The sequence below is a fragment of the Pseudomonas palmensis genome, assembly GCF_017848315.1.
In the GTDB taxonomy this organism is placed as follows: domain Bacteria; phylum Pseudomonadota; class Gammaproteobacteria; order Pseudomonadales; family Pseudomonadaceae; genus Aquipseudomonas; species Aquipseudomonas palmensis.
Genome location: NZ_JAFKEC010000040.1, coordinates 24,936 through 49,113, shown reverse-complemented (window position 1 = coordinate 49,113; position 24,178 = coordinate 24,936). Strand labels below are relative to the sequence as shown.

The 24,178-nt window shown below is 66.0% G+C and carries 23 protein-coding genes; 17 read left to right on the top strand and 6 right to left on the bottom strand.

Annotated features, from left to right (window positions below):
• The first annotated feature begins 139 nt into the window (after positions 1–139).
• Positions 140–739 carry a DMP19 family protein gene (locus JZZ72_RS19195; protein ID WP_123752557.1) on the top strand — a complete coding sequence of 200 codons (600 nt, stop codon included), beginning with the start codon at positions 140–142 and terminating at the stop codon, positions 737–739.
• A gap of 35 nt (positions 740–774) precedes the next feature.
• On the opposite strand, the gene JZZ72_RS19190 is transcribed toward JZZ72_RS19195, so the two are convergent.
• The 3 genes from JZZ72_RS19190 to JZZ72_RS19180 all read right to left on the bottom strand — a co-directional run bounded on the left by JZZ72_RS19190 (position 775) and on the right by JZZ72_RS19180 (position 3,045).
• Positions 775–1,296, bottom strand: coding sequence for a GNAT family N-acetyltransferase (locus tag JZZ72_RS19190; protein WP_210014911.1), 522 nt, complete (start codon positions 1,294–1,296; stop codon positions 775–777).
• A 31-nt stretch (positions 1,297–1,327) separates the two neighbouring features.
• On the bottom strand, positions 1,328–2,506 hold the full coding sequence (locus tag JZZ72_RS19185; RefSeq protein ID WP_177346322.1) for a GGDEF domain-containing protein: 1,179 nt from the start codon (positions 2,504–2,506) through the stop codon (positions 1,328–1,330).
• A 137-nt stretch (positions 2,507–2,643) separates the two neighbouring features.
• Positions 2,644–3,045 (bottom strand): GFA family protein, encoded by a 402-nt coding sequence (locus JZZ72_RS19180; RefSeq protein WP_043861378.1) that lies wholly within the window; start codon positions 3,043–3,045, stop codon positions 2,644–2,646.
• A 106-nt stretch (positions 3,046–3,151) separates the two neighbouring features.
• Here JZZ72_RS19180 and JZZ72_RS19175 point away from each other — a divergent pair, with 106 nt between their 5' ends.
• Positions 3,152–4,384 (top strand): M20/M25/M40 family metallo-hydrolase, encoded by a 1,233-nt coding sequence (locus JZZ72_RS19175; RefSeq protein WP_210014910.1) that lies wholly within the window; start codon positions 3,152–3,154, stop codon positions 4,382–4,384.
• 41 nt (positions 4,385–4,425) lie between these two features.
• Here JZZ72_RS19175 and JZZ72_RS19170 read toward each other — a convergent pair whose 3' ends face one another.
• On the bottom strand, positions 4,426–6,102 hold the full coding sequence (locus JZZ72_RS19170; protein WP_210014909.1) for an MFS transporter: 1,677 nt from the start codon (positions 6,100–6,102) through the stop codon (positions 4,426–4,428).
• A 221-nt stretch (positions 6,103–6,323) separates the two neighbouring features.
• Here JZZ72_RS19170 and JZZ72_RS19165 point away from each other — a divergent pair, with 221 nt between their 5' ends.
• Positions 6,324–6,620 (top strand): DUF3144 domain-containing protein, encoded by a 297-nt coding sequence (locus tag JZZ72_RS19165; RefSeq protein WP_043861375.1) that lies wholly within the window; start codon positions 6,324–6,326, stop codon positions 6,618–6,620.
• A 50-nt stretch (positions 6,621–6,670) separates the two neighbouring features.
• The gene (locus JZZ72_RS19160) at positions 6,671–7,102 is read left to right on the top strand and encodes a hypothetical protein (protein ID WP_043861374.1); all 432 of its coding nucleotides are present in this window, start codon (positions 6,671–6,673) and stop codon (positions 7,100–7,102) included.
• A gap of 52 nt (positions 7,103–7,154) precedes the next feature.
• Here the strand turns inward: JZZ72_RS19160 and JZZ72_RS19155 are convergent, their stop codons facing one another.
• Positions 7,155–7,901 carry a hypothetical protein gene (locus JZZ72_RS19155; protein ID WP_078480335.1) on the bottom strand — a complete coding sequence of 249 codons (747 nt, stop codon included), beginning with the start codon at positions 7,899–7,901 and terminating at the stop codon, positions 7,155–7,157.
• A gap of 166 nt (positions 7,902–8,067) precedes the next feature.
• Here JZZ72_RS19155 and JZZ72_RS19150 point away from each other — a divergent pair, with 166 nt between their 5' ends.
• The 5 genes from JZZ72_RS19150 to JZZ72_RS19130 all read left to right on the top strand — a co-directional run bounded on the left by JZZ72_RS19150 (position 8,068) and on the right by JZZ72_RS19130 (position 14,581).
• Complete coding sequence (locus JZZ72_RS19150) at positions 8,068–8,577, top strand: sigma-70 family RNA polymerase sigma factor (protein WP_043861372.1); 510 nt, start codon at positions 8,068–8,070, stop codon at positions 8,575–8,577.
• Positions 8,574–9,539, top strand: a complete 966-nt coding sequence (locus JZZ72_RS19145; protein WP_210014908.1) for a DUF4880 domain-containing protein — start codon at positions 8,574–8,576, stop codon at positions 9,537–9,539. The genes JZZ72_RS19150 and JZZ72_RS19145 overlap by 4 nt, the downstream gene beginning before the upstream one ends.
• Positions 9,540–9,649: 110 nt before the next feature.
• Positions 9,650–12,055: a TonB-dependent siderophore receptor gene (locus JZZ72_RS19140; protein ID WP_210014907.1), complete on the top strand. Its 2,406-nt coding sequence runs from the start codon at positions 9,650–9,652 to the stop codon at positions 12,053–12,055.
• Between the two features lie 166 nt (positions 12,056–12,221).
• Positions 12,222–13,319, top strand: coding sequence for a carboxynorspermidine decarboxylase (nspC, locus tag JZZ72_RS19135; RefSeq protein ID WP_043861418.1), 1,098 nt, complete (start codon positions 12,222–12,224; stop codon positions 13,317–13,319).
• Between the two features lie 26 nt (positions 13,320–13,345).
• Positions 13,346–14,581, top strand: a complete 1,236-nt coding sequence (locus JZZ72_RS19130) for a saccharopine dehydrogenase family protein (protein WP_100632813.1) — start codon at positions 13,346–13,348, stop codon at positions 14,579–14,581.
• Between the two features lie 201 nt (positions 14,582–14,782).
• Here the strand turns inward: JZZ72_RS19130 and JZZ72_RS19125 are convergent, their stop codons facing one another.
• A complete protein-coding gene (locus JZZ72_RS19125; protein WP_210014906.1) occupies positions 14,783–16,495 on the bottom strand; it encodes an amidase in 1,713 nt (570 codons plus the stop codon).
• A gap of 217 nt (positions 16,496–16,712) precedes the next feature.
• Here JZZ72_RS19125 and JZZ72_RS19120 point away from each other — a divergent pair, with 217 nt between their 5' ends.
• From JZZ72_RS19120 to JZZ72_RS19085, 8 genes are all read left to right on the top strand, one after another.
• On the top strand, positions 16,713–18,056 hold the full coding sequence (locus JZZ72_RS19120; RefSeq protein ID WP_210014905.1) for a GntT/GntP/DsdX family permease: 1,344 nt from the start codon (positions 16,713–16,715) through the stop codon (positions 18,054–18,056).
• 37 nt (positions 18,057–18,093) lie between these two features.
• The gene (locus JZZ72_RS19115; RefSeq protein ID WP_116054272.1) at positions 18,094–19,446 is read left to right on the top strand and encodes a D-serine ammonia-lyase; all 1,353 of its coding nucleotides are present in this window, start codon (positions 18,094–18,096) and stop codon (positions 19,444–19,446) included.
• Positions 19,447–19,460: 14 nt separating this feature from the next.
• A complete protein-coding gene (dsdC, locus tag JZZ72_RS19110) occupies positions 19,461–20,399 on the top strand; it encodes a DNA-binding transcriptional regulator DsdC (RefSeq protein WP_054914605.1) in 939 nt (312 codons plus the stop codon).
• A 37-nt stretch (positions 20,400–20,436) separates the two neighbouring features.
• On the top strand, positions 20,437–20,934 hold the full coding sequence (locus JZZ72_RS19105; protein WP_054914604.1) for a VOC family protein: 498 nt from the start codon (positions 20,437–20,439) through the stop codon (positions 20,932–20,934).
• A 161-nt stretch (positions 20,935–21,095) separates the two neighbouring features.
• On the top strand, positions 21,096–21,812 hold the full coding sequence (locus tag JZZ72_RS19100) for an AzlC family ABC transporter permease (RefSeq protein ID WP_043861363.1): 717 nt from the start codon (positions 21,096–21,098) through the stop codon (positions 21,810–21,812).
• The gene (locus tag JZZ72_RS19095; protein WP_043861362.1) at positions 21,802–22,110 is read left to right on the top strand and encodes an AzlD domain-containing protein; all 309 of its coding nucleotides are present in this window, start codon (positions 21,802–21,804) and stop codon (positions 22,108–22,110) included. The genes JZZ72_RS19100 and JZZ72_RS19095 overlap by 11 nt, the downstream gene beginning before the upstream one ends.
• A gap of 124 nt (positions 22,111–22,234) precedes the next feature.
• Positions 22,235–23,209: a quinone oxidoreductase family protein gene (locus JZZ72_RS19090; RefSeq protein WP_054914602.1), complete on the top strand. Its 975-nt coding sequence runs from the start codon at positions 22,235–22,237 to the stop codon at positions 23,207–23,209.
• Positions 23,210–23,236: 27 nt separating this feature from the next.
• Positions 23,237–24,175: a LysR family transcriptional regulator gene (locus JZZ72_RS19085; RefSeq protein WP_210014904.1), complete on the top strand. Its 939-nt coding sequence runs from the start codon at positions 23,237–23,239 to the stop codon at positions 24,173–24,175.
• Positions 24,176–24,178: the final 3 nt, after the last annotated feature.

Here is a 24,178-nt window from a genome sequence, read left to right as displayed (position 1 = left end):
GGTGTCGGCACCGAGGGTAAACCAAACCCATGCGCCAAGGCGATTGGATCGCGCAGGCCGGCACGCTGTAGCATGTGCGCCACGTTGGGCGCGACGCGCAAGGGGCGCGCCCTCACCACGCAATGACCATGGGGTGCGCATGAGCGACAACCAACCCTGCCGCGCCTGCGGCAACGTGATCCTGGCAAGCACCGCAGCGCGCACCGGCGGGTTGTGCATGCCCTGCAAGGGCGGCTACCGGGAGAACATCGAGAACGGCAAGCGCTACGCCCAGGAGCGCAAGCAGTATCTGGCCAGCCCGCAGGCGCTGTACTGGTCTGCGCTGGTCGACCGGGTGTTCCGCACGCCCCAGGGCTTTGCCGGGCTGGCACTGGCCGAGCAGCACTATTACGCGGTCAACGTGCTGCAGGGCGAGGTGTACAACGGCGGTTTCGACCAGTACTTCGGCAACTCCTCGGGCGATCACTACGCCAGCGCGTGCGCGGGGCTACGCGAACTCGGCGCGTTGCAGACCCTCGCGCTGCTGGAGGAGGCCAAGGGCCTGTTGTTCGGCGCCCAGGCAGTGCCTGCCGAGCAGGGCGAGCGTCAGTTGCGCATGCCCACCTATGCCGATGAGCCCGACCTGGCCTGCGAGGCCGCGCTGGATGCACTGGACACTCGCTTCTACCTCGACCCCGACCAGCTGGAGGAGCGCCTGGTGGCGTATGCGCGGCAACAGCAGCTGTTTGCTGCCGATTAGGTTTCGGGGTCCTGTTCTGCCAGGGGCGCGCGGTGTCAGTCGTTGCGGGCCTGCACGGTATCCAGTACCAGCTCCATGCCCTGGGACATCAGCGCGCTGCCCGCGCGCAGCGGTTCGGGTGGCCCAATCGGCTTGAAGCCCAGCGCGGTGTACAGGTGCATGGCAGGGCTGTCCTGAATCGTGACCCCCAGCCGTACCCGCTGCATGTCGTGGCGGCGGGCCCAGTCCAGCGCTGCCTGCAGCAGTGCCCGTCCGGCGCCGCGCCCGCGGCGGGTCGGGTCGACCCACATCTGGAATATCTCGGCAACGCCGGGCCCTGCACCGGCCAGCTTGCACCACACCAGCCCACAGGGCGCTTCGCCCTCCAGCGCAACAAACGCACGGCCCTGGCCGGAGCTTGCCGCCGCCTGCAAGCGCGCCGACCAGTCTTCATCGGTGCGCGTGGCCTCCGAGCCGTAGGTGCTGCCGAACGCATCCGGCGAGTCCTGCAGTGACTGCAGGCGCAGGTCGCGGTACAGCGCCCAGTGCGAGGGCTCGAGTGCTGTTGTGGCGATCATGCTGCTGTTCACCTTGTCCATTGGTACTGCCTCAAGGCGTGTGCAGGGGGTCGCCAGCGGCTGCGGTGCGGTCCACCACGCGAATACTGTCACGTCCACCGCGCTTGGAGGCGTAGAGCGCGCTGTCGCTTTGTTCGATCAGGGCCGTGAGGCTGCCCGGCGGCTGATCGAACAGGTTGGCGCCGATGCTCAGGGTCACCGGCGCAGGCGTGGGGAACAGCTGCGCGGCGGCCTGCCGGAACTGCTCGCGCAAGGCGCCGCCCAGCGCCAGGATACGTTCGGTGGGGGCGTTGTTGAGCAGAATCACGAACTCATCGCCACCCAGTCGCGCCGCCAGGGCGCCGGTGGGCAGCACCGCGCGGATCATCTCGCTCAGGTCGACCAGCAGGCGGTCACCGGCGCTATGCCCGAACAGGTCGTTGACCAGCTTGAAGTTGTCGATATCGATCAGCAGCAACGCTCCGGGCCGCGTGGCCGACACGTCTTCGAGCAGGCGCGGCGCACGGACTTCCAGGGCGCGGCGGTTGTACAGGGCCGTCAGCGGGTCACGGGCGGCCAGGCGGGCGATGCGTTTTTCTCGCCGGTAGCGCTCGGTGCCGGTCATTGACAGCGCAATCAGCATGATTGCCATGGCGCCTTCCACCAGCGAGATCTGGATGATCTGGCCGCGGAACGCCGCCAGGTCGATCAGCGTGCCGGGCACCACCGCCGTGATCGCCTTGGCCACGTAGAACAGGCCGTGCATCAGCAGCACGTAGCGCAGTTGCACCGCCCCCACGCTCAGCGACTTGCCATGCGGGCGCAGCAGTGCACTGGCCTTGAGCGCCAGCAGCGCCACCAGCAGCGAGTTGACCAGCAGCATCAGCTTGGACCATTGCGGCTCCTCGGGTACCACCAGCAGCGCGAGCCATACCACGAAGACCAGGTACCAGCCCCGCGACAGCTGGGTTTGCGTGAAACGCCCGACACCCAGCAGGAACAGCCAGTGCGCCGTCACCAGCAGGCCATTGGCGAACCAGATACCGATCAGCAGCAGGCCGCTGCTGCGCAGCAGCGCGAGGGTACAGCCCACGGTGATGGTGGCGAACCCGGCGCTCCAGAACAGCAGCGAGGGTTCACGCACGCTGCGCCACTCGATCGCCAGGTACAGCGCGGCGGCCGCGGCGAGGGCGATCGTGATGGTGAGCATCGTGGGTGGGTCTAGCGCCATGGCGAGCGGGCCTGCATGAAGTGCACGGAAAGCGGCGATTGTAAGCGTTTGAATCGGTTTTTCGCAGTGCTTGCGCGAAGCGTTTCAGCCGGCTGTCGCAAACCTGGGCCAGCCTGTCGCGGGCAGTGCAAAAGACCCTATCGACCCTGTGGCCAATGGTCCTCGATTACGTACCACGGCGCCTTCGAAGCCACCTCCACATGGCGCTGCCTGTCGAACGTCAGGGGTGAGTCCAGGGTGCCCAGCGCAATCGAGATCCAGTCGGCATGGTCCCCCTGTGAGCGCGACCAGAACAGCGATGAACCGCAGTCGCCACAGAACTGGCGCGCCACCGACTCGGACGATGCGTACGACTTGAGCCGCTCGCCTCCCTGCAGCAGTTGCAGGTCGTCGCGCCTGACGCTGGCGTAGCTGGCGAACGCCGCCCCGTGGCCCTTGCGGCACTGGCTGCAATGGCAGTGCGAAACCGCCTTGAGGGGCGCGCTGAGCTGATAACGGATGGCGCCGCACAGGCAGCTGCCCTGGTACTGGTGTGTCATGGAAGGTCCAACCCGGTTGCTCGCAATACAGGGCCGACAGTCTAAGCTGATCCCTTGCCCGTCATGCAACACACCCTTTTGCCACCCTGCACCGAGGCCCCGCCCTATGCCGTTGTTTCGCCCTCCCTACGCCAGCGCCCTGGCGCTCTGCCTGTCCTTCGCCTGTACCGGCGCCATCGCTTCCCCCGCCCAGGACCTGCTGGAAAAAGCCAAGGCCGAGCAGTCGAGCTACCTGGATACCCTCAAAACCCTGGTATCGGTGGACACCGGTACCGGCACCCAGCAAGGCCTCACCGACGTCGGTGCACTGCTGGTCAAGCGCCTGGAGGCCCTGGGCGCCACGGTGCAGACCAGCGCCGCCACGCCCTCGGTGGGCAACAACATCGTCGGCACCTTCAAGGGCAGCGGCAGCAAGCGCTTCATGCTGATGGTGCATTACGACACCGTGTTCGGCCCCGGCACCGCCGCCAGGCGCCCGTTTCGCATCGAGGGCGAGCGTGCCTATGGCCCCGGGGTGGCCGACGCGAAGGGCGGGGTGGCGATGATCCTGCATGCGATCAAGCTGCTGCAGGATGTGCGCTTCAACGACTACGCCACCCTGACCGTGCTGTTCAACCCCGATGAAGAAATGGGCTCGCTCGGCTCCCGGCAGATCATTGCCGAGCTTGCGCGCAAGCATGACTACGTCTTCTCCTACGAGCCCCCGAACAAGGACGCGGTGACGGTGGCCACCAACGGCATCAACCAGCTGCTGCTGGAAGTGCGCGGTCGCTCGGCACACGCCGGCTCCGCCCCTGAAGACGGGCGCAACGCCTTGACCGAGCTGGCGCACCAGGTGGTGCAGCTCAAGGACCTGGGCGACCCGGCCAAAGGCACCACGGTCAACTGGACCCTGGCCAAGGCCGGCGAGAAAGCCAACATCATCCCGGCGCTGGCCACCGCCGAAGCCGACATGCGCTATGCCGACCTGTCCGAAAGCGACCGCGTGCTGGCCGACGCGCAACGTATCAGCCAGGCCCGGCTCATCGCCGACACGCAGGTCACGCTGACCCTGCGCAAGGGGCGCCCGCCGCTGGCCAGAAATGAAGGCTCCGCCGCCCTGGCCAGCACTGCCCAGCAGTTGTATGGCCAGATCGATCGCAGCCTGGAGCCCATCGCCATGCGTTTTGGCACCGACGCCGGCTATGCCTATGTGCCCGGCAGCGCCACGCCGGCGGTGCTCGAAACCATGGGCGTGGTCGGGGCCGGGTTGCACGCCGACGATGAATACATCGAACTGTCCAGCATCGCGCCGCGCCTGTACCTGACGGTGGCGATGATCCGGCACCTCTCGCAGTAGGCTGCACCGCGCCCTCCCGGCACCCGGGAGGGCGGGCGGTTTCAGCTGTGGTTGATGTCGCGGTCCTTGGTCTCGGGCAGGAAGAAGGTACCCAGGATGGCGGTCATCACCGCGATCACGATCGGGTACCACAGCCCGTAGTAGATATCCCCCGTGGCCGCGACCATGGCGAACGCCACCGTGGGCAGGAAGCCGCCGAACCAGCCGTTGCCGATATGGTAGGGCAGCGACATCGAGGTGTAGCGGATACGCGCCGGGAACAGCTCCACCAGCCACGCGGCGATCGGCCCGTAGACCATGGTCACGTAGATCACCAGGATGGTCAGCAGCAACAGCACCATGGGGTAGTTGGTCTTGTTCGGGTCGGCCTTTTCCGGGTAGCCGGCGTCCTTCAGGGCCGCGCCCAGGGTGGCGGCGAAAGCATCGTTCTGCGTCTTGAAGTCGGCGGCCGGCAGGCGGCTGCCGTCGAAGCTGGGCACCACCGTGCTGCCGATGCGCACCTGCGCCACGCTGCCGGGCTCGGCCTTTTCGTTCACGTAGGGGATCGCGCGCTTGGCCAGCACGCTCTTGGCCACGTCGCACGAACTGGTGAAGCGCGCCTTGCCCACCGGGTCGAACTGGAACGAACACTGCGCCGGGTCGGCGACCACCGTCACCGGGTTGCGTGCCTGGGCACTGAACACGTCGGGGTTGCCGTACTGGGTCAGCGCATGAAAGATCGGGAAGTAGGTCAGCGCCGCCAGGATGCAGCCGGCCATGATGATGCCCTTGCGCCCGATGCGGTCGGACAGGCTGCCGAAGATGACGAAGAACGGCGTGCCGATCAGCAGCGAACCGGCAATCAGCAGGTTGGCGGTCTGCGGGTCGATCTTGAGCGTCTGCAACAGAAAGAACAGCGCATAGAACTGCCCGGTGTACCACACCACCGCCTGGCCGGCGGTACCGCCGAGCAGCGACATGATCACCACCTTGAGGTTGTCCCAGCGGGCGAACGACTCGGTCAGCGGCGCCCTGGATGCCTTGCCTTCGACCTTCATCCGGTTGAATACCGGCGACTCGCTCAGTTGCAGGCGGATGTACACCGACACGATCAGCAGCAGGATCGACAGCAGGAATGGTATGCGCCAGCCCCACGCCTCGAACGCCTCGGTGCCCAGCACGGTACGGCACGCCAGGATCACCAGCAGCGACAGAAACAGCCCCAGCGTGGCGGTGGTCTGGATCCACGAGGTGAAGAAGCCGCGCTTGCCGGGCGGTGCGTGCTCGGCCACGTAGGTGGCGGCGCCGCCGTATTCACCGCCCAGCGCCAGGCCTTGCAGCAGGCGCAGGGTGATCAGGATCACCGGGGCCGCCACGCCGATGCTCGAGTAGCTGGGCAACAGGCCCACCACCGCGGTGGACACGCCCATGATCACGATGGTGATGAGGAAGGTGTGCTTGCGTCCGATCATGTCGCCCAGGCGGCCGAACACGATGGCGCCGAACGGCCTTACCGCAAACCCGGCGGCGAAGGCGAGCAGGGCGAAGATGAAGGCAGTGGTTTCGTTGACCCCGGCAAAGAAGTGCTTGGCGATGATCGCCGCCAGGGAGCCATACAGATAGAAGTCGTACCACTCGAACACGGTGCCCAGGGACGAGGCAAAGATGACCTTGCGTTCCTCTTTGGTGATCCCGCGCCTGGGCGCACTGCCTGTGGAAGTGCTGTCGATTGTCGCCATGAGTTTTCTCCGGATTGTTGTTGTAGGCCGGAACACCCACTGCCACTTCACCCAAGCCCTGGGGCTGATGTCATCGGACTACGCAATGCGCACAGACACCTCGCAGCGCTGCCCGCTCGTTTGAAGCATAATCAGCTTCGCGCAGATATCCACTCGCCGACGGTTGGCCGGACGGCAGGAGGGGGCTGCAATAACCAGACGTGATGAGAAAGGGACACGCAATGCCGCAAAATGCTGACGACTCGTTCTACGACCGCGCCGACGCCCATATAGAACTGTCCAACGAGCAGCTCGGGCAGGTCCAGGACCTGGGCAAGGTGAGTGCCTCGATGATGTTCGGCACCACCCGGTTCAATGCCTGGGTGAGTGCGCGCAACTTCAAGTCGGGGGAAGAAATGGCGCAGGCACGCGAGGCTATGCTCACGTACTTCTGCGACCAGTACCGGATGATGCTCGAAGACAACCTGGACGACCATATCAACAACTTTGCGACGTACATGCAGGGTTCGGCCAAGTAACGCGTTGCCCGCTTCGCCGGCAACGCCGGCTCCTACAAGGAAGAACCGTTATGGCAGGTGAATACAATCTGGCGCTGGTGATTGCCGCGGCGCTCAGCGCGCTGGCGGCCGTGCTGCACGTGGGTACGATCATCGCGGGGCCGTCCTGGTATCGCCTGTTCGGGGCGGGTGAGCGCTTCATCCGGGCGGCGGAGGCGGGCCGGACCTTTCCGGCGGTGGTCACGGCAGCGATTGCGCTGGTGCTGCTGAGCTGGGCGGCCTTTGCATTGTCGGGGGCGGGCGTGATCGCGCCGCTGCCGTTGCTGCTGCCGGCGTTGTGCGCGATCACGCTGGTGTACCTGCTGCGCGGTATCGCCGGGCCCTTCGTGCTGGCCAATACCGGGCGCAGCCAGCGCTTCATCGTGGTGAGCTCGCTGGTGTGTCTGGGGTTCGGGGTGGTGCACCTGGTGGGGCTGGTGCAGGTCTGGGGCCGCCTGGGCTGATCCGCGAATGGCCGGGCGGGGGCGCCGGGCCGGTGCCGCCACCCGGTCGGCCTCAGGCCTGTGCAGCCACACTGGCCATGAACAACCCCAGTTTTTTCTGGAAGTCGGCCACCTGCTGGTTGCCGGTGTCCTCGTTGCAGCGCAGCTCCCATTTCAGGCGTGATACCTGGCGCTGCACCGCATCGCACTCGGTATCCAGTTGCACCAGCCGGTTCAACTGTTCGCTGCGTTGCCCGGCCTGCTGGCTCAGCTCCACGAACCGCCAGGATTTGCCCGGCTGGATGTGGGTCTTGCGATAGCTGACCTGCAACGTGGGGCGTTCATCGTGCAGGTTGAGGTTGAGGTAGAACTTGATCTGCTTTTTCAGCACGCTCTGCAGGTTGAGATCGTCCACCACCTCGCGACGGCCGCTCAGGTAGTCCTCGATGAACGGCAGGTTGTCGCGGTTCTGCTCACTGAAGGTCGCCGGTTCGATCAGTGCCGGGGTCAGGTTGACGGCAATCTTCTCGAACTCCAGAAAGTAGGTGTGGATGTCGTCGAGCAGCGCCTTGCGCTCGTCGTGAAGCTGCTGCAGGTGCTGTTCGCTGTCGTGCAGTGCCTGGGCCAGCGCCGGCGATGTCTTGTCCGGGCTGTGCTTGCCCTGCAACGAGCGGAAGGCATAGCGGGCGAGGAAGTCGGACAGTGCCTCTTCCCCTCGGGCCGCCAGTGCCACTGCCTGGGCCTGCAGGTCGGCGGCCGCGCCCTCGAGGTCGCAATTGCGGAGCTTGGTCAACAAGGTGGTGAGTGTCGCTTGATCCATATGCAGCCCTCCCTTTGGCTGCCTCGCACAGTACTGCACCTGAGCGCCGGCCTGCCAGTGTCGGTGAAGCAGGTTGTTTCGGCGGCAATCATAAAAATTCACCGCAAGCTAATGAGAAGTATTACCATGCACGACTCCCGTCAGCCTGCGTCCCGGAACCCTGCCGATGCATCCACTTTCCAGCACCCACCATGCGGTGGGCGAACTCTACGTTCAACACCACAGCTGGTTGACGCAGATGCTGCGCCGCAAGCTGGGCAACCGGGAGCAGGCGCTGGACCTGGCGCAGGACACCTTCGTGCGCATCCTGCGCAGCGAGGCACCGCCGGTGTACCGCGAGCCGCGCGCCTACCTCACCACCGTGGCCAGCCGCCTGTGCATCCAGTACTTTCGGCGCCATGCGCTGGAGAAGGCCTACATGGAGTCGCTGGCCCATCTTGAACCGGCGCTGGTGCCGTCCCCGGAAACTCGCCTGCTGGTGCTCGAGGCGCTGGACGCGGTGGGCCAGGTGCTCGATGGGCTGGGCAGCAAGGTGCGCGAGATCTTCCTGCTGTCACAGCTTGACGGCCTGACCTACGCGCAGATCGCCGAACACCAGGGCCTGACGGTGAACGTGGTGCAAAAGGCCATGCTCAAGGCCTACCGCCACTGCTATGCGGCGGTCTACGGCGCATGAGCCGCTTCGCCCGGATCGACAACCAGCCGCTGGACCCCGGCGTGGTAGAGCAGGCCATGCTGTGGATGGTCACCCTGCAGTCGGGTGTCAGCAGCCTGGCCGAGCAGCAGGCCTGCCAGCACTGGCGCAATGAAAACCCCCAGCATGAACTGGCCTGGCAGCGTCTTGCCGGGCTCACCCATGACCTGCGCCAGGGCACCAGGACGTTACCGGCCGCCGGCGCGCGCGGATTGCTGCAGGCACGTGGCACTGCGTCGCGGCGCAATGTGCTCAAGGGCTTCGCCGGGCTGGGGGTGGTACTGGCGGCTGGCCTGAGCGTGCGTGAGCGGGTGCTGCTGCCGGAACTGTTCAGTGACTACCGCACCACCACCGGCGAGCGTCATCACGTGGCGTTGTCTGGCGAGGTGGAGCTGACCCTGGATACCCGCACCGGCGTGGATGCGCACGCAGACGTGCTGGCGCTCAACCTGGGGCGGGTCATGCTCACCCTGGGGCAAGGTGCTTCGCTGGCGGTGCGCACCGCCAATGGCTGGGTACGCCCCGAGCCCGCCTCGCGGCTGGTGGTCAGCCAGGGCCTGCCCGGGGTGTCGGGTACCCAGGTGCAGGTGCTGGCAGGCAGTGCCTCGATCGCCTGGGCCGGCAGCACCCGCATGACCTTGAGCGCCGGCCAGCAGGTGGCGTTCGGGCAGCAGGTCGGCAGTGTCGAACCTCTCGACGCGGGCGCCCAGGCCTGGGTTGACGGCCTGCTGATTGCCGAGCGCATGCCACTGGGCCGGGTGTTGGCCCAGCTCGACCGCTACCGGCGCGGCGTACTGCGCTGCGATCCGGCGGTGGCGGCCTTGCAGGTGTCGGGTTCGTTCTCCCTCGATCGGCCCGATGCCAGCCTCGACCTGCTGGCCAGTGTGTTGCCGATACGGGTACAGCGTGTGTTCGGCTACTGGGCAAACGTGGTCGTGGCCTGAGAACGATTATTTTTAACAGCGGCGGCAGTTTTTTCCATCTCATGCATCAAGACCAGGGAGGACGCTGAAAAACAGCGCATCGCCAACACCCTCAACCCATGGAATTGTTTATGCACAGCCGCCTCACTCCGCTTGCCGGTGCCTTGCGCACGGCCATCCTCGGGCTTTCCCTCGTGTGCGCCAGCCAGGGCGTACTGGCCGGCGCCGATGCCCACGCCACCCACGCCTTCCATATCGACGCCGGCAACCTCGATCGCGTGCTCGGCGCATTCGGCCAGCAGGCCGGGGTGATGATCGCGGTCGACTCGGCCCTGACCCAAGGCATCCACAGCAGCGGCCTGGACGGCAGCTACGCCATCGCCGAGGGCCTGGAGCGACTGCTCGCGCCCCAGGGCCTGCAGGCGATGCCCGAAGGCGAGGGCTACCGGGTAATGCCAAGGCTGGCCACCGGCAGTGCGCAGCTGGAGCTACAGGCCACCGAAGTCAGCGCCAACCAGCTGGGCACCATCACCGAAGGCACCGGCTCCTACACGCCGGGCACCATCGCCACCGCCACGCGCATGGTGCTGACCCCGCGGGAAACCCCGCAGTCGATCTCGGTGGTCACGCGCCAGGCCATGGACGATTTCGGCCTGAACGCCATCGACGATGTGATGCGCCACACCCCCGGCATCACCGTGTCGACCTACGACAGTGAACGTACCAACTACTATTCGCGCGGCTTCTCCATCGTCAACTTCCAGTACGACGGCATCCCGACCCTGCGTGACGCGCAGTACTCGGCCGGGCAGACCCTTACCGACATGGCGATCTATGACCGGGTCGAGGTGCTCAAGGGCGCCACCGGCCTGCTCACCGGCGCGGGCGGCCCCGGTGGCACGATCAACCTGATCCGCAAGAAGCCGACGGCCGACTTCAGGGGGCATGTGGACCTGGGCGCCGGCTCCTGGGACAACTACCGCTCGGAGATCGACCTCAGCGGCCCGCTGACCGACAGTGGCAACGTGCGGGGCCGGGCGGTGGCCGCCTATCAGGACAAGCACTCGTTCATGGACCATTACGAGCGCAAGACCAGCGTGTACTACGGCATCCTGGAAGTGGACCTGGACGAAGACACCCTGCTGACCCTGGGCGCCGACTACCAGGACAGCGACCCCAGGGGCTCGGGCTGGTCGGGCAGCCGTCCGGTGTACGACTCCCAGGGCAACCCCATCAGCCTGCCGCGTTCGTTCAACAATGGCGCCAAGTGGAGCAGTTGGGAGCAGTACTCGCGCACGCTGTTCGCCACCCTGGAGCATCGCCTGGCCAATGACTGGGTCATCAAGGGTCAGTACAACCACCAGATCAATGGTTATGACGCGCCGCTGGGCTCGGTGTCGCCCGACACCCCGACCGTGTCGTCGATCTATTCGCGCAAGTACACCGGCGAAACCACCAGCGACAGCGGCGACCTCTACGCCACCGGGCCGTTCAGCCTGTTCGGGCGCGAACACCAACTGGTGGTGGGTGGCTCGGTGTCCAGTTCGCACTGGAAGGGCGACAACTACAACAACGTCACCTACTTCGACAACGAATACGATCTGGAGAGCTGGCACGGCCAGGCCATCGAGCCGGACTGGGGCTCGGTGACAAAGCGCAACGACGAAACCACCCGGCAAAGTGGCGGCTACCTGACTGCGCGCTTCAGTGTCACCGATGACCTTTCGCTGCTGCTGGGCAGCCGCCTGGCAAACTTTCAGGTCACCGGCACCAGCGACAGCCAGGAGAGCGGACGGCTGGTGCCCTATGCCGGGGTGGTGTACGACCTCAACAGCAACTTCTCTGCGTATGCCAGCTACACCGATATCTTCCTGCCGCAGACGGCCTACCGTGACAGCCGCAACAGGATGCTCGAGCCCAACGAGGGCCAGAACTACGAGGTGGGCATCAAGGGTGAGTTCTACGACGGTCGCCTGAACACCAGCCTGGCCTACTTCGAAGTGCACGAAGATAACCGCCCGCAGGCCGACACGTTCTACAACGCCAGGCCAACCAACCCCGACATCGACTACGCCTACATGGGCATCAAGTCCAGAACCAAGGGCTACGAGGCAGAGGTGTCCGGGGAGCTGGCGCCCGGCTGGCAGGTGCAGGCCGGCTACACGCACAAGGTCAGCCGCGACCAGGGCGGGGCCAAGGTAGCTACCTGGGAGCCCGAAGATCAGCTCAACCTCTACACCACCTACAAACTTGGCGGGCGCCTCGACAAGCTCACCGTGGGCGGTGGGGCACGCTGGCAGGGCAAGGGCTGGCAGGTCCTCAACAACTACGCCAAGGGCACCAATGACACTTTCACCCAGACCCCGTACTGGCTGGTCGACCTGATGGCGCGCTACCGGTTCACCGAGCACCTGTCGGCGTCGGTCAACGTCTACAACCTGTTCGACAAGTACTACTACACCAACATCGGCTTCTATAACTCCTCGTACTACGGTGACCCGCGCAACGTGATGTTCAGCACTCGCTGGGACTTCTGACGTCCAGGCCCGCTCCCAGGGTGATCGTGTGGGGGCGGGCTCGACCTGCGATGGGTGCACCCGAAAAATCCGCGTCGGGCAAAAATCACTTCCGAGCTTTCGATTCCCGTGCAGTGAAGGCACAATGCGTGTCCTTTTTTTGGCCGGCCTTGCCGGGGGCCTCGAAATGATCAAGACGCCGTACTACCTCATCGACAAAACCAAGCTGCTGCACAACATGCAGAAGATCGCCTATGTGCGCGAACAGTCCGGGGCCAAGGCCCTGCTGGCGCTCAAGTGCTTCGCCACCTGGTCGGTGTTCGACCTGATGCAGCAGTACATGGACGGCACCACCTCGTCCTCGCTCTACGAGCTCAAGCTCGGCCGCCAGAAGTTCGAAGGCGAGACCCACGCCTACAGCGTGGCCTGGGCCGACGATGAAATCGACGAGATGATCGAGAACTGCGACAAGATCATCTTCAACTCCATCGGCCAGCTGCAGCGCTATGCCCAGGCTACCGAAGGCAAGGTGCGCGGCCTGCGCGTCAACCCGCAGGTGAGCAGCTCGGACTACCTGCTGGCCGACCCGGCGCGCCCGTTCAGCCGCCTGGGCGAATGGGACCCGGTCAAGATCGATGCGGTCATGTCGCAGATCTCCGGCTTCATGTTCCACAACAACTGCGAGAACGGCGATTTCGGCCTGTTCGACCAGATGCTCAACACCATCGAAGAGCGCTTCGGCGAGCTGCTGCACAAGGTCGAGTGGGTGAGCCTGGGCGGCGGTATCCACTTCACCGGCGAAGACTATGCACTGGATGCATTCTGCGCGCGCCTGAAGGCGTTCTCGCAGAAGTACGGCGTGCAGGTGTACCTGGAGCCGGGCGAAGCGGCGATCACCCAGAGCGCTTCGCTGGAAGTGACCGTGCTCGACACCCTGTACAACGGCAAGCACCTGGCCGTGGTCGACAGCTCCATCGAGGCGCACATGCTCGACCTGCTGATCTATCGCCTCAACGCCAAGCTGGCGCCCAGCGAGGGTGAGCACACCTACATGGTATGCGGCAAATCCTGCCTGGCCGGGGATATCTTCGGCGAGTATCAATTCGATCGTCCGCTGGCCATCGGCGATCGGCTGTCGTTCATCGACGCGGCAGGCTACACCATGGTCAAGAAAAACTGGTTCAACGGTTTGAAGATGCCATCCATCGTAGTGAAACAACTTGACGGTACTGTCGAGGTGGTTCGCGAATTTGGTTTTGACGACTACCTGTCCAGCCTCTCGTAAGCTGGCGGAAAGGAGAGATAAAGAAATTGAAGAAAAACGTTCTTATCATTGGTGCAGGAGGTGTCGCCAAGGTGGTGGCCCACAAGTGCGCGCAGCACAACGACGAACTCGGTCGTATTGCCATCGCGTCACGCAACATCTCCAAATGCCAGGCCATCATCGACAGCGTCAAGGCCAAGGGTAGCCTGAAGGTACCCGCCGACATCACGGCCTTTTCGCTCAATGCTCTGGATGTCGAGGCGACCAAGGCGCTGATCCGCGAAACCGAATCGCAGATCGTGATCAACGTCGGTTCCGCCTTCCTCAACATGTCGGTGCTGCGTGCCTGCATCGATACCGGCGTGGCCTACCTGGACACTGCCATTCACGAAGAACCGGGCAAGATCTGCGAGACGCCGCCCTGGTATGGCAACTACGAGTGGAAGCACCTCGAGGAATGCCAGCAGAAGAAAATCACCGCCATTCTTGGCGTGGGCTTCGACCCGGGTGTGGTCAATGCCTATGCAGCACTGGCGCAACAACAGTATTTCGACCGCATTGATTCGATCGACATTCTCGACGTCAATGCCGGCTCCCATGGCAAGTATTTCGCCACCAATTTCGACCCGGAAATCAATTTCCGCGAATTCACCGGACAGGTGTGGAGCTGGCAGAACAGCCAGTGGACCAGCAACACCATGTTCGAAGTCAAGCGTACCGACGACCTGCCGGTGGTGGGGTCGCAGAACCTGTACCTGACCGGCCATGACGAAGTGCACTCGCTGTCCAAGAACCTCGACGTGCCGAACGTGCGTTTCTGGATGAGCTTCGGCGAGCACTACATCAATGTGTTCACCGTACTGAAGAACCTGGGCCTGCTGTCCGAGCAACCGGTGAAGACCGCCGAGGGCCTGGAAGTGGTGCCGCTCAAGGTGGTCAAGGCCGTGCTGCCGGATCCGTCTTCGCTGGCGCCGGGCTACACCGGCAAGACCTGCATTGGCGACCTGGTCAAGGGCACCAAGGACGGCCAGCCACGCGAAGTGTTCATCTACAACGTGGCTGATCACGAAGAGGCCTATGCCGAGACCGACAGCCAGGGCATCTCCTACACCGCGGGCGTGCCGCCGGTGGCGGCGGCCCTGCTGGTGGCCCGTGGCGAGTGGGACGTGCAGCGCATGGCCAACGTCGAGGAACTGCCGGCCGAGCCGTTCCTGAAGGCGCTGGACGTGATGGGCCTGCCTACCCGCATCAAGGACGAGAACGGCGATCGTCCCTGGAACTGACGGGTTCAGGCTGACAAAAAAAGGGGGGCGCCGTGATGGCGTCCCCCTTTTTTGTCTGATAGTTCGTGGCGATCGGTCTTGCGAGCGCTGCGCGCTCGATCGCGGGTCAAGCCCGCTCCCACAGGAAATGTGCGCTGGGTTCGGTCCCAGTGATGTTCTCTGTGGGAGCGGGCTTGACCCGCGATAGGCACCAACCTCTATCTATTTACGGCGTGCCAGCATCGGGGTTCGCGGCGGTATCAAGCGCTTTGAACCCGTAGCCTCGAACGCCGAGGCCAGGCGCAGCAACGCCGAGTCATCATACGCCCGCCCGGCAAAGGTCAGCCCCACCGGCATGCCGATGTCCGCCATCACCCCCATCGGCACCGTCACCGTCGGCACCCCAAGGTGACGGATCGCCAGGTTGCCGTTGGCCACCCACACCCCGTTGCTCCAGGCAATATCCGCCGAGGCCGGGTTCACATCGGCATCGGCCGGGGCCACATCGGCCACCGTCGGGAACAGCACCGCATCCAGCCCCAGCCTGTCCATCCAGTCTTCCAGGTCGATGCGCCGCGTCTGCTCCAGCCCGCGCAGGCCATCGGGCAGGGTAGCGATCTGGTCCCACGGCGTGATGCCGCGCTCGGCCATGCGCACATACTCGTCCATGCCCGCCGCCAGGTCGCCCTCGCGGTTGGGCAGGGTGCCGGGGTCGTGGGGGAAGATCTTCGGCCCGTCCACGTCCACCAGGCGGTTGAGCTGCGGGTCGCCGTTGGCCTGCAGGAAGTCGTCGAAGGCCCAGGCCGTCAGGTCCCACAGTTCATGGTGCAGGAATGCCTTGGACACCAGGCCCCGATTGAACACGGTGGGGGCACCTGGGCGGTCGCCCTCGCAGTTCGACACCAGCGGGAAATCCACTTCCAGCACCTCGGCGCCGGCCGCTTCCAGTGCCTTGCGCGCCGCCTCCCACAGTGCGATCACCGAAGGCCGCGTGTTGATGCGCTGGCCGGTCGGGCCGCCGATGCCGGGGCTGTCCGAGGTGCCGGCATCCGGGTCCTTGTTGATGTACATGCGCGGGATGCCGAAGCGCTTGCCGGCCAGCGCCGCGCTGTCCGCCGCCAGTTGCGGGTAGGCGGCGGGGCGCACCGAGGCCACGCTGGGGATCGGCACCCAGGGCTGCAGGCGCCACAGGTCGCCACGGGTGTCGGGGTCTTCGGCCACCACCACGTCGAGCACTTCGAGCAGGTCGGCCATGGTGCGGGCGAAGGGCACCACCACGTCCATGGTCGGCGTCAGCGGCCAGTTGCCGCGCACCGAGATCACCCCGCGCGAAGGGGTGTAGGCGCACAGGCCATTGTTGGAGGCCGGGCCGCGGCCGCTGGACCAGGTTTCCTCTGCCAGGCCGAACGCGGCGAAGCTGGCCGCCGTGGCCGTGCCCGCGCCGTTGGACGAGCCCGAGGCGAAGGGTGCGGTGAGGTAGGCGGCGTTGTACGGGCTTTCGGCCCGGCCATACACGCCGCGCTGCATGCCGCCGTTGGCCATGGGCGGCATGTTGGTCTTGCCCAGGCAGATCGCCCCGGCGCCGCGCAGGCGCTCGATGGTGAAGGCGTCGCGGTAGGCCACCAGGTTGGCGAAGGCCGGGCTGCCGGAGGCGGCAGTCATGCCCTTGACCAGGTAACTGTCCTTGGCGGTGTAGGGGATGCCGTCGAGCGGGCCTAGGGGCTTGCCCTGGGCACGACGCTCGTCGGATGCCTGGGCTTCGCTCAGGGCTTCGGGGTTGCGCACCACCACCGCATTGAGCGCGGTGGGCGTGTCTGCGCCGTCGTAGGCATCGATGCGGGCGAGGTAGGCCTTCACCAGCTCGACCGAGGTGGTCTGGCCCGATTCGAGGGCGGCGCGCAGCTGCGCAATGGAAACTTCGGTGACTTCGATCATGCGGTGGTTACCAGCGGCCAAAGGGGTCATGAGTGATGGCGGGAATCATAGCGGTTTAAGGTTCAGGTGTCCGCCCGACGAGGGCCCTGGCAGATGACCTCAGATCACCTGTGCGCTGAAAAACCATCCTTTGTAAAGGCCTGCCTGCGTGCCGCCTAATCGCCTCCGACCGCGCCCTGCGCGGCAATCGCTCACTAAAACAAATAAAGGCGAAGTCATGCACGAAGACGCAGGTTTGTTACTGATATTGATGGCGGCCATCGGCCTGATCGTGGTGCTGGTGGTCAGGTTTCGGGTGCACTCGTTCCTGGCCCTGATGCTGGCCAGTTTTGTGGTGGGCGCCGGGGCCGGCATGCCGCTGCCGGCCATCGCCGATTCGTTCGAGAAGGGCATGGGCGGCACCCTGGGTTTTCTTGCGGCGGTGATCGGCCTGGGCAGCATCCTGGGCAAACTGCTGGAGGTGTCGGGAGGCGCCGAACGCATTGCGCGCTCGCTGCTCGACGCCCTGGGTGAACAGCGCACGGCGTGGGCCATGATGCTGGTGGGCTTCGTGGTGGGCATACCGGTGTTTTTCGAAGTCGGTTTCGTGTTGCTGATACCACTGATCTACGTGGTGGCCCGCCAGACCCGGCTCAACATCCTCTACGTCGGCCTGCCACTGGCCGTATCGCTGATGACCGTGCACTGCATGCTGCCGCCGCACCCGGCGGCAATGGCCATCACCCAGCTGCTGGGGGGCGACGTGGGCAAGGTGATCCTGTACGGGCTGATCGTCGGCCTGCCGACCGCGGTGATTGCCGGCCCGGTATGGGCCACGCTGGTGTGCCCGCGGCACGCCGCGCCCGACGCGCAGGCCGCGGCAGAGCCTGCCGCCACGCCAGCCGCTGGCCAGTCGATGCCGGGCCTGGGCCTGACCCTGCTGGTGATTCTGCTGCCGCTGCTGCTGATGGTGGGCAAGACCCTGGCCAGCATGACCCTGGCACCCGAGGCCGGGCTGTACCGGCTGATGATGTTCCTCGGCAACCCGCTCACTGCCCTGGCCATCGCGGTGTGCTTCGCCTACTGGGCGCTGGGCCTGCGCCGTGGCCTGGGCATGGCGCGGTTGCAGGCGCTGACTGCCGGCTCCTTCACCCCGCTGGCCAGTATCCTGTTGATCATCGGTGCCGGCGGTGCCTTCAATGGCGTACTGATCGACAGCGGGGTCGGCAAGGTACTGGCCAGCACCCTGTCGCAGTGGGACCTGAACCCGATCCTGCTGGCCTGGTTCGTCGCCGGGCTGATGCACCTGGCGGTCGGCTCGGCCACCGTGGCAATGGTCAGCGCCGCCGGCATGGTGCTGCCGCTGCTGGACGCGATGCCGGGGCAGAACCGCGAGATCGTGATCATTGCCATTGGCGCCGGCGCGATTGGCTGGACTACCGTCACCGACTCGGCGTTCTGGGTGGTCAAGGAATACCTGGGCGTGTCGCTGGGCGAGGCGCTCAAAAAATTCACCGCCGCGACACTGCTGGCTTCGGTCGTGGCCCTGGGCATGACCCTGTTGCTGTCGCACTGGGTATGAGCCTGCCCGTACTACCGTCACTTTTCTGGAGAACCGCATGATTCACGACAAGACCCTGGACCAGTGGCAGCACAGCCACCCCTTGATCGCCGACCTGGTGCGCCTGCAACCGACCACCTGGTTCAACCCGGGCCTGGCCCCGACAGCGCAGGCGCTGGGCGACGTGCCGCTGACCCTGGCCGATGTGGACGACGCCAGCGCGCGGCTGGAGCGTTTTGCCAGCTACATTGCCTCGGCCTTCCCGCAGACGGCGGTGAGCAAGGGCATCATCGAGTCGCCCCTGCTGCCGTTGGCGCAGGTGCAGGCCGCGCTGTGCGCCGAAGCGCAGGTACCCGTGCAGGGCGCGCTGTGGCTCAAGGCCGACAACCTGCTGCCGATCTCCGGCTCGATCAAGGCGCGTGGCGGTATCTACGAGGTGCTCAAGCACGCCGAAGACCTCGCATTGGCGGCGGGCATCCTGCAGCCTGGGGATGACTACGCGAGCCTCGACAGCGACCGCGCGCGGGCATTTTTCGGCCAGTACAGCGTGGCGGTCGGCTCCACCGGCAACCTGGGCCTGTCCATCGGCATCATGAGTGCGCGCCTGGGCTTCAAGGCCAGCGTGCACATGTCGGCCGACGCCCGGCAGTGGAAGAAGGACCGCCTGCGCAGTTGCGGGGTGGAGGTGATCGAGTATGCGTCCGACTACAGCGTGGCGGTGGAGCAGGGGCGCCAGCAGGCCGAGGCCGACCCGCGCTGCCATTTCGTCGATGACGAGAACTCCATCAACCTGTTCCTCGGCTACGCGGTGGCGGCGCGTCGCCTGCAACGCCAGCTTGAAGCGGCGGGCATCAGGGTGGATGCCGAGCACCCGCTGTTCGTCTACCTGCCATGCGGCGTTGGTGGTGGCCCTGGCGGGGTGGCATTCGGTCTGAAGCAGATCTTCGCCGACGCGGTGCACTGCGTGTTCGCCGAGCCGACCCATTCGCCCTGCATGCTGCTGGGGGTGTACACCGGGCTGCACGAGCAGGTCAGCGTGTACGACTTCGGCATCGACAACCGCACCGCCGCCGACGGCCTGGCGGTGGGGCGCCCGTCCGGGTTTGTCGGGCGCTCCATGCAGCGCCTGATCGACGGCTATTACACCGTTCCCGACGAGCAGCTGTATCGGCAACTGGCGCAACTCGAAGCCATCGAGGGCCATCGCCTGGAACCCTCGGCGCTGGCCGGGCTGCCGGGGTTCCTGCGGGTGACCGGGGAACGGCAGGGCTATCGCCAGCGCCTGGGCCTGAGCGCGCAGCGCCTGGCCAATGCCACGCACCTGGTGTGGGGCACCGGCGGCAGCATGGTGCCGGACGATGAAATGCAGGCGTATCTGGCGCAGGGCCGTACACTGCTGGCCGGACACTAGCGGAACCTGCCCCGATGCTGAACCTGCCCCCGCGTTTGAGCGCACGCCTGAACAGCTCGCAATTTGCCAACCTGCACACCTTTCTGGTGGCGGCGCGGCACCTGAGCTTTGCCCAGGCAGCCGAGGAGCTGTGCCTGACCCCCAGTGCGGTGAGCCACCGTATCGCCCGCCTGGAGCAGGCCCTGGCGCTGCGCCTGTTCGAGCGGCTGACCCGGCGCATACGCCTGACAGCCGAGGGCGAGCGGGTGTTCGCGATACTGCAGGGGGTGATGGAGCAGCTGGGCGATGCCCTGGAGCCATCGCCCGAGGCCGAGCTGCGCGGGGCGGTGGCGTTGTATGCGCGCCCGTCCGCAGCGCAATGCTGGCTGGTGCCGCGCCTGGCCGACTTCCACCAGCGCTACCCGAATATCGCGCTGGACGTGCGGGTGGGCAACGATGCGGTCGACTTTCGCACGCACAACATCGACCTGGCGCTGCTGTACGCCAATGGCGAGTTTCCCGGCCTGGTCAGCCATGCGCTGATGAGCGAGACCATCGCCCCGGTGTGCAGCCCGCGCTATGCCGAGCTGCACCAGCTGTTCGACAACCCCGCCAATCTGCGCCAGTGCACTTTGCTGCACGATGCACTGGCCTGGGAGAACGCGGTGTTCGATGCCGAGTGGCAACTGTGGGCTGGCCAGCAGGGGCTGCTGGACGCCTTGCCGCAGCGCGGCCTGACCTTCGATCGGTCGGACCTGTGCGTGACGGCGGCCATCCACCACGCCGGTATCGCCATCGGCCGCCAGCGCCTGGTGCAGGCGCGTATCGACCAGGGCGAGCTGGTGCTGCCGTTCGGCGGGTTTTCCCAGCCGGGGCGCTATGACTACTTTCTGGTTCACCCGCCGCGCGACCCGTTGCCCCGGCGGGTGCAGGTACTGATCGACTGGCTCAAGGGTTGCGCCGCGGGCGACTAGACTGCAGAGGTCTGTCGCTTTTCTGTGGAGAACCACGATGAACAGCAAGAACACGATCTGCCTCTGGTACGACGGCGCGGCGCTGGAGGCTGCCACCTTTTACGCCAGCATCTTTCCCGACAGCGCGGTGGGCGCCGTGCACCGTGCCCCCGGCGACTTCCCTGCCGGCAAGCAGGGCGATGTGCTGACCGTGGAATTCACGGTCATGGGCATCCCGTGCCTGGGCCTCAATGGCGGCTCGGCCTTCCATCACAGCGAGGCGTTCTCGTTCCAGGTGGCCACCGACGACCAGGCCGAGACCGACCGCCTGTGGCAGGCGATCATCGGCAACGGCGGCCAGGCCAGCGTGTGCGGCTGGTGCAAGGACAAGTGGGGGCTGTCGTGGCAGATCACCCCGCGCGCGCTGACTGCCGCGATCAGCCACCCCGACCCGGCTGCGGCCAAGCGTGCCTTCGACGCGATGATGCAGATGGACAAGATAGACATCGCCGCCATCGAGGCCGCCTTGCGACCCCAGGCACCGACGCGAGAGTAAATTCGCCGACAACTGCACAACAGGCTTTGTGACGCGCGCGTGTGCGGGCATAGTAGCGCCCGCACGCCAGCGCGCGCGTGCGTCACTATAAAACGAGCGGTTCGGCATGCGCCCCTTCGGGCCGGTGCATGACAAGATCGCCACACGAAGGAGGCTGTGCCTTGTCAACCGTAGAGAAGCATCTATCCAGGCTTGCGTGGAGCGACGTCTGGGCTGGCTTCAAGCAACTCTTGCCGATTTCCCTGTTCGTCGTGGTGTTCGGTGTGGCCTTCGGCCTCGCTGCAGCCCAGACCGGGCTGGGGGACGCGGCGACCCTGCTGATGAGCGCACTGGTGTTCGCCGGCGCTTCGCAGTTCGCCGCGCTGGAACTGTGGGGCGAGCAGGTACCGCTGGTGCCGCTGATTATCACCGTGTTCGCCATCAATGCCCGTCACCTGCTGATGGGCGCCACGCTGTACCCGTGGCTGCGCGAGCTGCCCACTGCCCGGCGCTACGGCGTGATGCTGGTGGTGTCCGACGCCAACTGGGCGATGGCCATGCAGGCATTGAACGCCGGCAAGCCGGGCCTGGGCCTGGTGCTGGGCGGCGGCATCGCGCTGTGGTCGGCGTGGTGCCTGGGCAGTTGGCTGGGGCTGCATTTCGGCAATGCGATCCACGACCCGGTCAGCCTGGGCCTGGACATGGTGATGGGCTGCTTTCTGCTGGCGATGGTGCTGGGCGGGCACAAGAGCCTGCGCATGCTGATGATCTGGATCGTGGCGGCCGGTTCATCGCTGCTGGCCTACTGGTACCTGCCGGAGAACAGCCACGTGGTGGTGGGCGCGCTGGCGGGCGGCATTCTGGGTGTGGTGTGGATGGAGAACAAGCATGAACGTTGAAACTGCAGGCGCCGGCACGCTGCTGCTGGTGGTGATCATGGGCCTGGTGACCCTGGCCACCCGTTGGGGGGGTGTGTTCGTGATGTCGTTCGTGCCCATCAACTACCGCGTGCAGCAGTTCATCAGCGCGATGTCCGGCTCGGTGCTGGTGGCGGTGCTGACGCCGTTGGCGGTGAACGGCGACAACGGCGCACGCCTGGCGCTGCTGAGCACGGCGGTGGTGATGCTGCTGGTGAAAAAGCCGCTGCCGGCGATTGCCGCAGGCATTGTGGCAGCGGCGCTGGTGCGGGCGCTGTAGGGGGCGAAGGGCACCTGGCATTGCTGCATCAGGTGCACATATGTTCGGCAATGGCGCTGTATTGTCGTTTACGGGTGCGCTAATTAGCCTTTGCAGACCTTCAACCACTGCAAGAGGCAACATCATGGTGACTTCAATCACGCTCCAGGCGGTAGGCGCCCCCGAGGTGATGCAGCTTCAGGCCGGCGCCGTGCAAGCGCCAGGCCCGGGCCAGGTGTGGCTTGAACAGGCCGCGATCGGCGTCAACCCGCTGGACATCAACCAGCGCAAGGGCACTGTGCCGATTGCCTTGCCGTCCGCGCTGGGCCTGGAAGGTGCCGGCACCGTGCGGGCGCTGGGGGCGGGCGTGACCGAGGTGGCCGTGGGCGACCGTGTGGCCTATGCCACCGGGCCGCTGGGTGGCTATGCCAGTGCACGCCTGTACCCGGCCGAGCGCCTGGTCAGGCTGCCCGCTGCCGTGTCGTTCGAAGACGCGGCTGCCGTGCTGTTCAAGGGCATCACCGCCCAGTACCTGCTCAAGGCGAGCTACCCGGTAGGCCCCGGCACGCGTGTGCTGATCTACGGTGCGGCGGGGGCGGTAGGGCAGATCATGGTGCCGTGGGCCAGGCACCTGGGCGCCCATGTGATTGGTGTGGTGTCCAGGGCGCAAAGCGTCGAGCGCGCCAAGGCGGCCGGCTGCAATGCGGTGCTGGTGTTCGACGCAGCCACGTTGGCGGCCCAGGTGAGCGAGCTGACCCAGGGCCACAAGGTCGATGTGGTCTACGACTCGGTCGGCCGGGTGAGCTGGGAGGCGTCGCTGGACAGCCTGCGCCCGCGCGGCACGCTGGTGTCGTTCGGCGCCACCAGCGGCGCGCCCCCAGCGGTCGAGGTGGGCACGCTGAACGCCAAGGGCTCGCTGTTCCTCACCCGGCCGTCACTGGCGGCACATACCGCCAGCCCCCAGGAGTACCAGCAGCGCGCACAGGATGTGCTGGATGCACTGGCGGCGGGTATCATCCAGCCGCACATATGGCAACGCTACCCCCTGGCCGACGTGGCCAGCGCCCATGCTGCCATCGAGCAAGGCCGGTCCCAGGGGGCGGTCGTGCTGATCCCCTGACCGACGCGCACGAGGCCGACCTCACCGATGGACCCTTTCGACAGCCGTCAGGCCGATGAATTTGCCACCTTGCTGGCGCTGCACGAGCATGGCTCGTTCGCTGCCGCCGGCCGGGTGCTGCAACGCCATGCCTCGGTGCTGTCCAAGCGCCTGGCGGCTCTGGAGCAGCGCCTGGGTATCCGCCTGGTGGAGCGAACCACCCGGCAACTGCGCTTCACCGACGAGGGCACGCGGCTGGTGGAGCGCCTGCAGCATGCCGCCAGCCTGATCAGCACGGCCGAACTCGAGGCCTGCAACGGTGCGGCGCAGGTGCGCGGGCGTCTACGCGTGGCGCTGCCGGGGGCGATGGGCCGGCGCTGGCTGAGCCCGCTGGTGGCCGGGTTTTCCCTGGCCTACCCCGAGGTGACCGTCGACGTCGACTATGCCGACCGCTTCGTCGATATCGTGGGCGAAGGCTTCGACTTGGCCGTGCGCGTCGGCGAGCTGGCCGACAACCGGCTGGTGGCGCGCAAGCTGTGCGAGCACACGCGCATCCTGTGCGCTTCGCCGGCCTACCTGCATCGTCACGGCGCACCGCAACGGCCATCCGACCTGGCCGGGCACAATTGCCTGGGCTTCAGCGGCTTGCGTTCGTTCCCCGACTGGCGCCTGAACGGGCAGGGCGGGCAGCAGACGGTGCGGGTGCAGGGCAGCCTGATCAGCAATGACAATGAAGCACTGCTGGTGGCAGCGCGCAGCGGCGTGGGGATTCTGGCCGGTGGCGACTGGATGATGCACCAGGACCTGGCCGAGGGGCGCCTGGTGCGCGTGCTGCCCCAGTGGCAGCTGGACTCGGCGTCGGGCATCTACCTGATGCGGCCTTCGGCGCGCTTCACCACGGCCACTACCCTGGCGTTCAAGCACTGGATGGAGGCGGCCTTCGCCAAGGGGGCGCCATGGCAGCACGCTGGGGCGTCTGCCGCCTAGCCC

Excerpts from the sequence above, each read along its gene's own strand:
- JZZ72_RS19085 (WP_210014904.1), top strand. The coding sequence starts at position 23,237 with ATGGACCCTTTCGACAGCCGTCAGGCCGATGAATTTGCCACCTTGCTG.
- JZZ72_RS19145 (WP_210014908.1), top strand. The coding sequence starts at position 8,574 with ATGAGCCGCTTCGCCCGGATCGACAACCAGCCGCTGGACCCCGGCGTG.
- JZZ72_RS19150 (WP_043861372.1), top strand. The coding sequence starts at position 8,068 with ATGCATCCACTTTCCAGCACCCACCATGCGGTGGGCGAACTCTACGTT.
- JZZ72_RS19170 (WP_210014909.1), bottom strand. The coding sequence starts at position 6,102 with ATGGCGACAATCGACAGCACTTCCACAGGCAGTGCGCCCAGGCGCGGG.
- JZZ72_RS19195 (WP_123752557.1), top strand. The coding sequence starts at position 140 with ATGAGCGACAACCAACCCTGCCGCGCCTGCGGCAACGTGATCCTGGCA.
- JZZ72_RS19185 (WP_177346322.1), bottom strand. The coding sequence starts at position 2,506 with ATGGCGCTAGACCCACCCACGATGCTCACCATCACGATCGCCCTCGCC.
- JZZ72_RS19180 (WP_043861378.1), bottom strand. The coding sequence starts at position 3,045 with ATGACACACCAGTACCAGGGCAGCTGCCTGTGCGGCGCCATCCGTTAT.
- JZZ72_RS19140 (WP_210014907.1), top strand. The coding sequence starts at position 9,650 with ATGCACAGCCGCCTCACTCCGCTTGCCGGTGCCTTGCGCACGGCCATC.
- JZZ72_RS19190 (WP_210014911.1), bottom strand. The coding sequence starts at position 1,296 with ATGATCGCCACAACAGCACTCGAGCCCTCGCACTGGGCGCTGTACCGC.
- JZZ72_RS19155 (WP_078480335.1), bottom strand. The coding sequence starts at position 7,901 with ATGGATCAAGCGACACTCACCACCTTGTTGACCAAGCTCCGCAATTGC.
- JZZ72_RS19175 (WP_210014910.1), top strand. The coding sequence starts at position 3,152 with ATGCCGTTGTTTCGCCCTCCCTACGCCAGCGCCCTGGCGCTCTGCCTG.
- JZZ72_RS19105 (WP_054914604.1), top strand. The coding sequence starts at position 20,437 with ATGAACAGCAAGAACACGATCTGCCTCTGGTACGACGGCGCGGCGCTG.
- JZZ72_RS19120 (WP_210014905.1), top strand. The coding sequence starts at position 16,713 with ATGCACGAAGACGCAGGTTTGTTACTGATATTGATGGCGGCCATCGGC.
- JZZ72_RS19165 (WP_043861375.1), top strand. The coding sequence starts at position 6,324 with ATGCCGCAAAATGCTGACGACTCGTTCTACGACCGCGCCGACGCCCAT.
- JZZ72_RS19090 (WP_054914602.1), top strand. The coding sequence starts at position 22,235 with ATGGTGACTTCAATCACGCTCCAGGCGGTAGGCGCCCCCGAGGTGATG.
- JZZ72_RS19115 (WP_116054272.1), top strand. The coding sequence starts at position 18,094 with ATGATTCACGACAAGACCCTGGACCAGTGGCAGCACAGCCACCCCTTG.
- JZZ72_RS19160 (WP_043861374.1), top strand. The coding sequence starts at position 6,671 with ATGGCAGGTGAATACAATCTGGCGCTGGTGATTGCCGCGGCGCTCAGC.
- JZZ72_RS19095 (WP_043861362.1), top strand. The coding sequence starts at position 21,802 with ATGAACGTTGAAACTGCAGGCGCCGGCACGCTGCTGCTGGTGGTGATC.
- JZZ72_RS19125 (WP_210014906.1), bottom strand. The coding sequence starts at position 16,495 with ATGATCGAAGTCACCGAAGTTTCCATTGCGCAGCTGCGCGCCGCCCTC.
- nspC (WP_043861418.1), top strand. The coding sequence starts at position 12,222 with ATGATCAAGACGCCGTACTACCTCATCGACAAAACCAAGCTGCTGCAC.
- dsdC (WP_054914605.1), top strand. The coding sequence starts at position 19,461 with ATGCTGAACCTGCCCCCGCGTTTGAGCGCACGCCTGAACAGCTCGCAA.